Consider the following 11,245-nt stretch of genomic DNA (forward strand, 5'->3'; position numbering starts at 1 on the left):
ACTGGATGGCCGGCCGTCTCGACCTGCAAATCCCTTCAGCTTTTACCCACCCAGCATAGCGAAGCGCCCGAAAATCTTGTCCGTGGCGGCGATGGTGCGGCGGGCGTTGAGGCCTTCGATGATGCCTTCGCGGGTGAATTCCTTCACATAGACGCCGCCGTAGCTCGTGTGCGTGGAAATGTGGTCGCTATTCGCCCACACGCCGAGTTTGTGGCCGATTTCGAGCGCGTGCTGATACACGCCGTTGTTCTTCACGGTGAAACTGCGGATCGGTTCGCCCACGACGGGCACGCCGACGACATCGGAGGAGTGGTTGTATTTTTCGCCTTCACGCAGGCCAACGGTCGGCTGCGGAGCGCCGGGGGCTTCGTAACTGACGCGGGCACCTTGATAGATCTCGATCACGTTTTCGACGCGATGATCGATGGGCGGGATTTGATCCCAATCGGTGCCCATGCCGGTCGCGCCGGTGTGGGAGATGGCGGTAACGGGTTTGCCGTAGCGGGTGAGCACGCTCCAGAGTTCGCTGGGATGCAGTTCGGCCTCGCCGTCTTCTTTGACGGGGAAAAGCTTCTGCCAGGGCGAGGCGAGGTAGTTCTTCCGCTGGATGTAAACGATGGGGCCGCCCCGTTGGGCGAAGACCATGTTGCGATGACCAAACGGCCACTTTTGCTCGCGCTCGTAGGCATACATGCTGGTGAAGAAACCGGGCGCGTAGAAGACATCGACGAGCTTCTGATTCAGCCACCACTCGTAGGGCGTGTAGATCTTCGCGATGTCGGTGTGGTCGCTGGTGCCGAGGGTGTCGAGCTTGCCCATGTCGATGGCGTAGCGGAACTGCTCAAGGATGCAGCCGTCATTGCCGGTGATGCAGTTTGAGAAGTCGGTGTGGCGGTGGTAATCGCCCCAGTAGAGCTTGTAGGTCACGCCGTCGTGCGTCCACGTGTGGCGCTCGGTTTGAGCACGCTCGGGCGTGGTGGGATTGATGTAGGCGGGGAATGGTTCGCGTGGTTTGACTGCGGGTGCGGCGACGAGCGGCACATCGGCATCCGTGGCGATTTTGGCGAGGTGGATGCCGGTGTTAAGTTGAAGCTTTGAGCTGCGCAGATCGCTCGGCCACGCGATCCACAGGCTGCCATCTTTGCCCAGAGCGTGCGTCGTTTGGTGATCCTGCGAATAGACGCTGCCGGGGATGGCAAAGGGCTTCGTCCATTGCTTCGTGGCCTCGTCATAGCGTGTCAGCGCGATGCGCCACGCGTAGTTCTTGAAGTAACGCACGGTGAGCCACGGACGACCCGCGGCATCGAGCATGACGTGCGGCAGATTCACAGCGGCGACTTGATTGGGACCAGCACGACCGACTTCTTTGTCCTTCGCGGCGCGGGCCTTCGCTTGCTGCTCGGCCTTGGCTTTCGCCTTCGGATTGTTCGCACGAGGAGCGGCTTTGCCAGGTTGCGGCCCGGGAAGATCGGCAAAGAGGGCGTCGGGCGCGGGGAGTTCATTCACCTGGCCGCTCTCGATGTCGAAGTAGGCGAAGACGGTGTCTTTGCGGCCATTCAGGCCCTGCGCGTGACCATGCGCACGCATGTCGAGGCCCCATTGCTGGTTGCCACGCTCGCAGGTGATCCACAGGCCTTTGCCGTCCTTTGAGCCGATGGCGGAAACGCGGCCTTCATAGCGATCCGTGGCGATGAGCTGCTTCGCTTCGCCCGCTCGCAAGTCATCGCCGATGGGCGTGGCGTAGATGTTGAACTCATTGCCGCGGGCCGAATCGAAGACGACCCAGGCCTTTCCACCCGCGAAGGCCACACAAGGCTCCCAATCGCCTGCGGCATCCTTCGTGACTTGGATCTCGCGGGACCACTTTTGGCTCTCCACATCAAAGAAGCGGCAAAACACATCCGCCGTGCTGCCACGCATGCCTTGCCACACGCACCAGACATCGCCGGAAGGGCTCGTGGCCGCTTTGGCGAAGGCATTGCCGCCATTCGGCGAGGAGGCGAGCATGCCGACTTCAGCTTTGCCATCGCGGATTTGCGTCCAGCGCAGCTCCATGAGGTCTTTTTCGTTCACCTGGCTCCAAAACACATGCAGCACACCTTTTCCGTCTTTGGCGATGGTTGGCTGATGAATGATGCCAGGCTCCCCGATGGTCAAAATCTCGCTCAAAGCCCCGTCGGTGAGTTTCGCGACCTTCAGCGTGTCTTTTTCGCCATCCCACTGCACATAAGCAACCCACGGCGTGCCATCGGCGGCAGTGCAAAGCGCGGGGAAATCAGCCCAGGCACCTTCCGGCTGGTGCACCACGGGTTTCGGCAGCAAATCCTGCGCGAAGCAGGACGTGGCGACGACAATCGAGAGAAAGGCAGGTCGGAGCATCGCCCTTTAACATTCTGTTTGCCCATTCCTTTCATGCAGCGATGAAACCAAACACCCCACCCAGCCATGAAACTGCGCCTTCTTCTCGCGACCTTTGCCCTCGGTTCACTCTCCCACGCCCAGGAGCATGACGTTGTCGTCTATGGCGGCACCTGCGCCGCTGTCATCTCCGCCGTGCAGGTGAAGAAGATGGGCAAGTCCGTCGTCATCGTCAGTCCGGACAAGCATCTGGGCGGATTGAGCAGCGGCGGCCTCGGCTTCACCGACACGGGCAACAAGGCGGTCATCGGCGGCCTGGCGCGCGATTTTTACCATCGCATCTACATGCACTACCAGAAGGCGGAGTCGTGGAAGCAGCAGAAGCAGTCCGAATACGGCAACAAAGGCCAGGGCACGCCAGCGATGGACGGTGAGAACCGCACGATGTGGATCTTCGAACCGCATGCGGCGGAAGGGGTGTTCGAGGACTACATCAAGGAATTTGGCATCGAAGTCGTGCGTGATGAGTGGCTGGATCGTGCGAAGGGCGTCAAAAAGGACGGTGACCGCATCGTGAGCATCGCCACGCTGAGCGGGAAGACCTACGCGGGGAAGATGTTCATCGACTCGACCTATGAAGGCGACCTCATGGCGGCCGCCGGCTGCCATTACCACGTGGGCCGCGAGGCGAACAGCGTGTATGGCGAGGGGCACAACGGCGTGCAGGTCGGCGTGCTGCATCACGGCCACCACTTTGGCAAAGTGAATCCTCCCATCAGCCCCTACAAGGTGCCGGGCGATCCCAAGAGCGGTGTGTTGCCACGGGTGAGCACCGAGTTCGTCGGAAATTTCGGCGAAGGCGACAAACGCGTGCAGGCCTACTGCTTCCGCTCCTGCTACACGAACGTGCCGGAGAACCGCATCCCGTTTCCGAAGCCGGAGGGCTACGATGCGGGACAGTATGAAATCCTCCTGCGCGTGCTGAACACCGGCTGGCCTGATTTCTTCGAGAAGTTCGATCCGATCCCGAACTTCAAAACCGACACGAACAACCACGGTCCGTTCAGCTTCGACAACATCGGCTACAATTACGACTACCCCGAGGCCAGCTACGAGCGCCGCAGGGAGATCATCGCCGAACACCGCACCTACCAGCAGGGCTTGCTGTGGTTCGTCGCCAATGACCTGCGGGTGCCCGCCAAGGTGCAGAATGAACTGCGCGAGTGGGGCCTGCCGAAGGATGAATTCACCGACAACGGCAACTGGAGCCACCAGCTCTACATCCGCGAGGCCCGCCGCATGATCGGCAGCTACGTGATGACGGAGAACGAACTGCGCAAAAAGAAGCCGACGCCGGAATCCGTCGGCATGGGCAGCTACACCATCGACAGCCACAATGTGCAGCGTTACATCACGCCCGAAGGCTACGTGCAGAACGAAGGCGACATCGGCGTCAGCACCAACGGCCCTTATGAGATCGCGTATGGCTCGCTGGTGCCGAAAAAGGGGCAGGGGAGCAACCTGCTCGTGCCAGTCGCCATGTCCGCCAGTCACATCGCGTATGGCAGCATCCGCATGGAGCCGGTGTTCATGATCCTGGGCCAGTCCGCGGCCACTGCGGCCGTTTTGGCCCTCGATGGCGCTCTCACCGTGCAAAACGTGCCGTATGCGAAGCTGCGCGAGCAGCTTCGCAAAGACGGCCAGGTGCTCGAATACACCGGTCCGAAGTCCTCACGCGGCGTGGAGATCAAAAAGCTCAAAGGCATCGTCATGGACGACACGCAGGCCAAGGTGACCGGACACTGGCAGGAGAGCGGCGCGGCGAAAGGCTTCATCGGCGACGGCTACAGCCACGATGGCAACGCGAAGGACGGCCAAAGCAGCCTGCGCTTTGAGCCCAAACTGGAGAAGCCCGGGAAGTTCCGCCTCCAGCTCGCCTCCCCGCCGAACAACAACCGCGCCACGAACGCGCAGGTGGAAGTGCAGCACCTCGGTGGCGTCAAAATGCTCCCAATCGACCTCAAGAGCGGCCAGGAAAGCGAAGGCGTGTTCTGGATCGACCTCGGCGAATACGAATGCGGCAACGACACCGCCATCAGCATCAGCAATGCAGGCGCGAACGGCTACGTCGTGGTCGATGGCGTGCGGTGGCTGCCAGTGGAGTGATCCTTATGCTTCCACAGCCACTGATAGCGCGGTTTCGTCTTGTTCTGGGCCTGTTCATCGTCGGCCTGTTATTGAGCGGCATCACCGCGTTTCCGCTGCTGCATGAGCTACGGCTGATGGCGTCGTGGCTTGGAATCGCCGACCATGCGGACTACGCACGACACACGGGCTTGGTGTGGTGGATCGGCCATGTCTGGCACGGCTTGGAGGTCACACAGGCACAGTTTCCCTTCATCGCCTACGGCACGGACTGGCTGGCCTTCGGGCACATCATGATCGCGTTGTTTTTCATCGGACCGTGGCGTGATCCAGTGGGGAACGCCTGGGTGTTGAAGATGGGACTGGTGGCCTGTGCCGCCGTGATCCCGCTGGCACTGATCTGCGGGGAAATCCGCGGCATTCCGCTCCACTGGCGGCTCATCGACTGCTCGTTCGGCGTCTTCGGGGCGGTGCCCCTCCTTTACTGCCTGAAACTGACGCGTCGGATGCGGGCGGGCTGAGTCTTTTCCGCCTCCTCAGGAACTTTCAGCCCTGCGTAATTTCCCGCCCTCCGGTGGCGTATGGCTCCCAACCCCTCAAAAATCATCGTCATGTCCTCACTTCGTCATCTGATCCTCACCGCATCGCTCGTGTGTGCCTCGAGCGGGTTTGCCGCGTATCCGACCTTCACCGCCACCAAGCCGAACGGCGGCCAGCGTGGCACGGAGGTGAAGCTCACCGTCACAGGCACCCAGCTTGCTGATTTCGAGAGCATGATCTTCTTCTCGCCGGGTTTCACGCAGAAGAGCGTGGAGAAGGCGGAAAATGGCAAGGTGGAGCTGACCATCGCGATCGCGCCGGATGTGCCGCCGGGGAACCACCTCATGCGCATCCGCACGAAGACGGGCATCTCACACGCACGTCAGTTCTTCGTGGGCATCTTCCCGAATGTGGATGAAAAGGAGCCGAACAGCGACTTTGAGACGCCGCAGGTCATCCAGTTGAACCAGACGGTGGAGGGCGTGGTGCAGAATGAGGATGTGGATTACTACCGGGTCAGTCTGAAGAAGGGGCAGCGTCTTTCCGTGGAGGTCGACGGCCTGCGTCTTGGCTACACGGTGTTTGATCCGTTCCTGGCGATCATCGACAAGGACCGCTTTGAGAAGGTCATCTCCGACGACACCATCCTGCACCGCCAGGACGGCTACTGCTCTTACGTGGCGGAGGAGGATGGCGACTACACCGTGATGATCCGTGAGTCGTCCTATCGTGGCGGCGGCAATTCATTCTACCGGCTGCACGTCGGCAGCTACCGCCGTCCGGACGTGGTTTATCCCGCAGGAGGCAAGGTCGGCACCACCACGAAGGTGCGCTTCATTGAACGCGACGGCTCCTTTGAGGAGGACGTGCCGCTGCCGGCCGAGGTCGATCCTGGCTACATGATTTACTCCAAGTCGCAGGAACCCGCGCCTTCTGGTAATCCGTTCCTCCTCGTGACCTATGACAATGCCCTTGAGGCCGAGCCGAACGATGAGCAGGCCAAAGCGACCGCCGCCGCGACCTCGCCGATCGCCCTTAACGGCATCATCGACAAGCCGGGGGATGTGGATTTCTTCAAGGTGCCGCTGAAGAAGGGCATGGCGCTCCAGGTGCAGGCGTATGGACAGAGCCTGGGCTCGCCGCTCGACAGCGTGGTGAACATCTACAACGAGAAAGGCGGCAGCCTCGGCGGCAATGACGACGGCGGCGGACGTCGCCGCCTGGACAGCAAGTTCAAGGTGAACATCCCGGCTGACGGCGACTACTTCGTGCGTGTGGCTGACCATCTGGAGCGTGGCGGGCCGAACTTTGTTTATCGTGTCGAACTGACCGCCGCCGAGCCGGAGGTGTACTTTGCCTCACCGCAGTTCACGGTGAATGACACGCACTACCGTCAGTTCATCGCGATCCCGAAGGGCGGTCGTTACGCGACGCTGGTGAACGTCTCCCGCAACAACGTGGGTGGAGATTTCAAGTTCGAGGCGCAGAACCTGCCCCAGGGCGTCAAGCTGCTGACCGAGATGGCTCCGAAGGACCTCGGCAGCATGCCGCTGCTGTTTGAAGCCACGGCGGATGCGCCGCTGGGCCATCAGGTTTCGCCCGTGAAATTGCTGCCGACCGATCCGAACACGAAGATCACCGGCAAGCTGCGTCAGGAGTTCGACATCGTCCGCAACGGCAACGTCGTTTACTACACGGAGATCGAGGACAAGCTGCCGGTCGCCGTCGTGGAGGAGGCACCCTACTCCCTGGAGATCCCCAAACCGGCGGTGCCGCTGGTGAACAACGGCATCTTGGAGCTGAAGGTCGTCGCCAAGCGCAAGGAAGGCTTCACCAAGCCGATCCGCGTGTTCATGATCTGGAAGCCCAATGGCGTGAGCTCGCTGGGTGAGCAGACAATCGCGGAAGGCCAGAACGAGTGCACCTTCCAGCTCGACGCGAACGCTGGAGCGCCTGCGGGCACGTGGAAGTTCACGGTGATGGGCGAGGCCGACGCCGGCGGTGGACGCATCTACAACGCGTCTCCCTTCACCGAGGTGGTCACCGCTCCCGCCTATCTCACAGCGCCTGCCATTCCGCTGGTGGCCGTGGAGCAGGGCAAAGAAACCGTCATGATCGCCAAACTGGAGCATCTGCAGCCGTTCGAGGGCGAGGCCAACGCCCAGGTGCTCGGCGTGCCGGACACCATCCCGATCGAGCCCGCCAAAATCACCAAAGACACCAAGGAAGTCTCTTTCAAGGTGAAGACCGACGCCAAATCGCCCATCGGCAAGCAGGCGAACCTGTTCGTCCGTGTTGACGTGCCGGTGAAGGGGACGAATGCCACCACGATCCATCGCATCGCGCTGGGTTCCATCCTCCGCATCGATGCGCCACGCAAAGCGCCGCCGCCCGCGCCCGCGACTCCGGTGGTCGCCGCCAACAAGCCGAAGGAAGAGCCGAAACCAGCCGCTGCCGCGCCAGCCAAGCCGCTCTCCCGCCTCGAACAGCTCCGTCAGGAAGCTGCCGGCGGGAAGAAGTGATGCCTGTGGACTTCGGCCACGCAGATTGATTTACCTGAAGCGGCGGCGATTCACTTCGCCGCCGTTTTTTCTGTCCGAGGACAAAGGCGAGGGGCTTTGTCTTGTTAAGGGTTCCGCCTTCAGGCGGAGAGGCCTTGGGAGCTTGAGGTGGTTCGGCCTGGCGTGTGAGCTTGGCACCGATTCCCTTCGCTGCCGCTCTTCCACCTGAAGGCGGCACTCCGAACGACCCCGACGCTCACTCCTCGTGTGGCAGGTCCCAGGCGGTGATCCACTCGACTTTGGTGCGCTTGAAGCCCTTCTTCAGGAGGCGTTCCTCCATGTCGCCGAGATGCGCGGCTCCGTAAAAGATGGCCAGGTTCTTTTTCCCGGCGGCGATCTGCTTGTCCATGACCTCCAGGGCCACGCGGTTGCGCTCGCCCAGCAGGGCCGTGCCTTGTCCAGATTCGACCCCGGCCATGATGTCCTCCACCGTGTCAAACTGCTGGGCGATCATGCGTTTGAGGCCTGTGCTCGTGTCTTTGGCGGTGAGAAGCTTCAGCAGCATGATCAGACCGGCTGCATCCGAATCCATGCCGCTTTTGGCATTCGCATCCTTCTGGGCCAGTGCCGCCTTCAAATACAGCGTGAGAAAGCTTTCGTTCTTCTGCTCCTGCGAGTCGGTGAACTGCTCCGCCCCCATGTCCGCATGCACGAAGTTCTTCGCCTGGTAGTCGATGCTTTCGAGCTGACCGTGGAGTTTCAGTGTCTCCTTCATTTTTGCCTGCAACTGGCCGACCCACGCCAGCTTGTGCTGGCTGTTGGCCGCCGGGGCCTTTCCGCGTTCGGTGAACGCAGGCCCCACCAGTTCGTAGAGCACGGCATCGTAGGCTTTGAAGCGGGTGTTCAGGGAGTCGAAATAGACCTTGTCGGCGATGTGGATGGCCCCGACGAGATCCACTCGCACCTTTTGCGGGGATTCGTAGCTGACGATGGCGGTCTGGAGGTGATCGCTCGTTTCACCCGGCTCGAAGCGGATGAAGTCCGTGCTTTCCCCTGCCGCGGCTTGCGGAGGACTGACGGGAGCAGTTGCGGGCGCTTGTGGATCTGCCGCCCAAAGGCCGCAGGTGAAAAGCAGCAGGGCAGGGAGGCGCTTCATGACGAGGTGGTTCGGTTACTTGCTGCCGAAAAGACGCTCGAAGAACTGCTTCATCTCTTCCCAGGAGGCCTTGTCGGCGGCCTCGTTGTAGGCAGCGCCTTTGCTGTTGTCGTTGCCGGCGGCTTTCTGGGTGAAGGCGTGCACCGCGCCGGGATAACTCACCAGCTTGTAGTCCACCTTCGCGTCCTGCATTTCCTTCTCGAACGCCGCGATGTCCTTCGCGGGCACGAAGGGGTCGTCCGCACCGTGAAGAGCCAGCACCTTGCCCTTGATGTTCTTGCCATCCGTCGGATTCGGTGAATCCAGGCCGCCGTGGAAGCTGACGACGCCTTTCACCAACGCGCCGCTGCGTGCGAGCTCGATGACACCCGTGCCACCAAAGCAGTAGCCGATGGCGGCCACCTTGGCGGCATCGGTGTGGGGATTCTTGTTCAGGACTTCCAGCGCCGAGAGCATGCGTTCGCGGTAGAGCTTGCGGTCCGTTTTGTATTTCCCGGCCTCCTTGCCTGCCTCCGGCGGCTGGGGACGGACGCCTTTGCCGTAGATGTCAGCGGCGAAGACGTTGTAACCCAGCTCGGCCAGCATGCGCGCACGCATCTTCTCGTTCTCACTCAAGCCGGTCCACTGATGGATGATCAGCACGCTGGGCAGCTTGCCCGTCTTGGCGGTATCGACCACATGGAGGCCTTCGCAGACCACGTCGCCGGACTTGTATTCGACGGTGGTTTCTTTGATTTCGGCCCGCAGACTGCCGGAAACGGCAAGCAGGACGGTGAAAAGGAGCGCGCGTTGAGTTTTCATGGTTGGAACGATGATAAGCGGCATGAAACCGGTTTTCCAACCAGTTTCATGAGCAGGCAGGAAGTTCGTCTTACTTCAGTTCCTGGATGCGGATATTCCGCCACATCACTTCCTTGCCCACCGCGTCGGTCTTCTTGCCGATGCCGTGCACCTGGAGGGCGATCACGCCTTCCTTGGTCAAGTCATCCGTGAAATCCGCCGCCGGGACGCCGTTGATCCAGGTCTTGATGCTGTTGCCGCGGCACTCAATGCGGGCCTGGTTCCACTCGCCCTGCTTGAAGGCCTTTCGCGCGGCTTTGTTGTTCTTCAGGTCGAACAACCAGCCACGACGTCCCTCGTCATACACGCCGCCGGTGTAGGCGCGGTCGCTGGGGTCGATCTCATACTGGTAGCCATGCACGCGGTCGGCGGGGAATTTCTTCTTCTTGCCCGCGATCTCCACCTCCGTCTCCTTCTCGTAGTAATTGCTGCGGAACTGGATGCCGGAGTTCATTCCTGCGCCCACCTTGAACTCGATCTCGACGATGAAATCGCCGTATTTCTTGGCGGTGCAAAGGAAGGAATTGCCCGTGTTCGGTACCGTCTTGCCGATGATAACACCATTCTCCACGCGATACTCCGCCGTGCCACTGTGTTGTTCCCAGCCGGTGAGCGTCTTGCCGTCAAACAGCGGCACGAAGGCGTCCTCGGCATGAAGGACGGTGGCAAGAGATAGAACTGCGGCAAGAGAGAGAAGGCGGTGGGTCATAGAGCGGTGGTAAACGCCGCCCTCCGCGCCGGTCTGGCAGCAAATATTCTCGTCATCCCTCGCTCTTGTTCGAACATCAGACCGCTACCACAACCCTGCACCGCCTCCACGCCCTGGCGACAAGGCCAGCGACCACCTTCTCGACACCCCGGAACCCGAACGCACCCGCCTCATGGGCAGCATCACCGCCATCCACGGCCTTATGACAAAGCATTCGTAGCTGGCCCCATCAGCCTAAATATTATCTGTCCCCCAAAATAGATTGACGCATTTCCCACGCCCAGGTTGTACTCCTCCTTCACGCGATGAAAAATCCTCTGACGAATTTCCTCCGCCCCATTCAGGCTGGTTTCATCGCGCTCGCCTTGCCTGCCGCCGCGCAGATTCCCGACACGCTGCTGCATGAGGTGCCGCCGCCTGATATTGGACTGCAAGGTGGGGCGCAGCTCGGATACAGTGTGGCGATGGATGGAGAGTATGTGGTGGCGGGGGCTCCCTATGATGACGCAACGGGGACGGATTGCGGGGTGGCGAAGGTGTTTGGCGCCACCACAGGCGAATTGCTGTTTACTCTCTCTTGCACACCAGGAGGAGGGAATTTTGGCTGGTCGGTGGCCATTTCGGGGACACGCGTGGTGGTGGGAGCCTATCGGCAGGATGTTTCGTCGGGAGGAAAAGTGTTCGTTTTTGACCTTGCTGGTGCAAATCCCACCGTCCCAATACTGACACTGACTAATCCCAGCCCAGGCGGAGACGACCAGTTTGGTTATTCTGTCGCAATCTCTGGCACACGCGTGGTGGTTGGGGCCAAACAAGATGATACGGGTGCTAGTGATGCGGGCCGTGCCTACGTTTACAATGTGGCAGGTGCAACCCCAACCGTCCCGATCTCGACGCTTAACAATCCAAGCCCGACGACACAGGACTATTTTGGGCGCTTCGCTATGCTGGGTGGGTAAAAGCTGAAGGGATTTGCAGGTCGAGACGGCCGGCCAT

General features: G+C 60.9%; 8 protein-coding genes. 4 read left to right on the forward strand and 4 right to left on the reverse strand.

Annotated elements, in window-relative coordinates:
• Positions 1–42: 42 nt before the first annotated feature.
• Complete coding sequence (locus IAE77_RS28700) at positions 43–2,379, reverse strand: hypothetical protein (RefSeq protein ID WP_294234614.1); 2,337 nt, start codon at positions 2,377–2,379, stop codon at positions 43–45.
• Between the two features lie 66 nt (positions 2,380–2,445).
• Here IAE77_RS28700 and IAE77_RS28705 point away from each other — a divergent pair, with 66 nt between their 5' ends.
• The 3 genes from IAE77_RS28705 (at position 2,446) to IAE77_RS28715 (ending at position 7,565) form a co-directional block, all read left to right on the forward strand.
• Positions 2,446–4,524, forward strand: coding sequence for an FAD-dependent oxidoreductase (locus IAE77_RS28705; protein WP_294234616.1), 2,079 nt, complete (start codon positions 2,446–2,448; stop codon positions 4,522–4,524).
• A gap of 5 nt (positions 4,525–4,529) precedes the next feature.
• Positions 4,530–5,024 carry a hypothetical protein gene (locus IAE77_RS28710; RefSeq protein WP_294234619.1) on the forward strand — a complete coding sequence of 165 codons (495 nt, stop codon included), beginning with the start codon at positions 4,530–4,532 and terminating at the stop codon, positions 5,022–5,024.
• Between the two features lie 90 nt (positions 5,025–5,114).
• The gene (locus IAE77_RS28715; protein ID WP_294234622.1) at positions 5,115–7,565 is read left to right on the forward strand and encodes a PPC domain-containing protein; all 2,451 of its coding nucleotides are present in this window, start codon (positions 5,115–5,117) and stop codon (positions 7,563–7,565) included.
• Between the two features lie 235 nt (positions 7,566–7,800).
• On the opposite strand, the gene IAE77_RS28720 is transcribed toward IAE77_RS28715, so the two are convergent.
• From IAE77_RS28720 to IAE77_RS28730, 3 genes are all read right to left on the reverse strand, one after another.
• Positions 7,801–8,700: a hypothetical protein gene (locus IAE77_RS28720; RefSeq protein WP_294234626.1), complete on the reverse strand. Its 900-nt coding sequence runs from the start codon at positions 8,698–8,700 to the stop codon at positions 7,801–7,803.
• 15 nt (positions 8,701–8,715) lie between these two features.
• Entirely contained in the window at positions 8,716–9,501 is a 786-nt protein-coding gene (locus IAE77_RS28725) for a dienelactone hydrolase family protein (protein WP_294234627.1), read from the reverse strand.
• A 70-nt stretch (positions 9,502–9,571) separates the two neighbouring features.
• Positions 9,572–10,249 carry a DUF1080 domain-containing protein gene (locus tag IAE77_RS28730; RefSeq protein ID WP_294234630.1) on the reverse strand — a complete coding sequence of 226 codons (678 nt, stop codon included), beginning with the start codon at positions 10,247–10,249 and terminating at the stop codon, positions 9,572–9,574.
• Positions 10,250–10,554: 305 nt separating this feature from the next.
• On the opposite strand from IAE77_RS28730, the gene IAE77_RS28735 reads away from it, so the two are divergent.
• A complete protein-coding gene (locus IAE77_RS28735) occupies positions 10,555–11,208 on the forward strand; it encodes an FG-GAP repeat protein (protein ID WP_294234633.1) in 654 nt (217 codons plus the stop codon).
• Positions 11,209–11,245 lie beyond the last annotated feature (37 nt).

The organism is Prosthecobacter sp., assembly GCF_014879935.1.
GTDB lineage: Bacteria > Verrucomicrobiota > Verrucomicrobiia > Verrucomicrobiales > Verrucomicrobiaceae > Prosthecobacter.

What these genes read in the sequence shown, in the direction of transcription:
- IAE77_RS28700 (WP_294234614.1), bottom strand. Translation starts at nt 2,379, where the DNA reads ATGCTCCGACCTGCCTTTCTCTCGATTGTCGTCGCCACGTCCTGCTTC.
- IAE77_RS28705 (WP_294234616.1), top strand. Translation starts at nt 2,446, where the DNA reads ATGAAACTGCGCCTTCTTCTCGCGACCTTTGCCCTCGGTTCACTCTCC.
- IAE77_RS28710 (WP_294234619.1), top strand. Translation starts at nt 4,530, where the DNA reads ATGCTTCCACAGCCACTGATAGCGCGGTTTCGTCTTGTTCTGGGCCTG.
- IAE77_RS28715 (WP_294234622.1), top strand. Translation starts at nt 5,115, where the DNA reads ATGTCCTCACTTCGTCATCTGATCCTCACCGCATCGCTCGTGTGTGCC.
- IAE77_RS28720 (WP_294234626.1), bottom strand. Translation starts at nt 8,700, where the DNA reads ATGAAGCGCCTCCCTGCCCTGCTGCTTTTCACCTGCGGCCTTTGGGCG.
- IAE77_RS28725 (WP_294234627.1), bottom strand. Translation starts at nt 9,501, where the DNA reads ATGAAAACTCAACGCGCGCTCCTTTTCACCGTCCTGCTTGCCGTTTCC.
- IAE77_RS28730 (WP_294234630.1), bottom strand. Translation starts at nt 10,249, where the DNA reads ATGACCCACCGCCTTCTCTCTCTTGCCGCAGTTCTATCTCTTGCCACC.
- IAE77_RS28735 (WP_294234633.1), top strand. Translation starts at nt 10,555, where the DNA reads ATGAAAAATCCTCTGACGAATTTCCTCCGCCCCATTCAGGCTGGTTTC.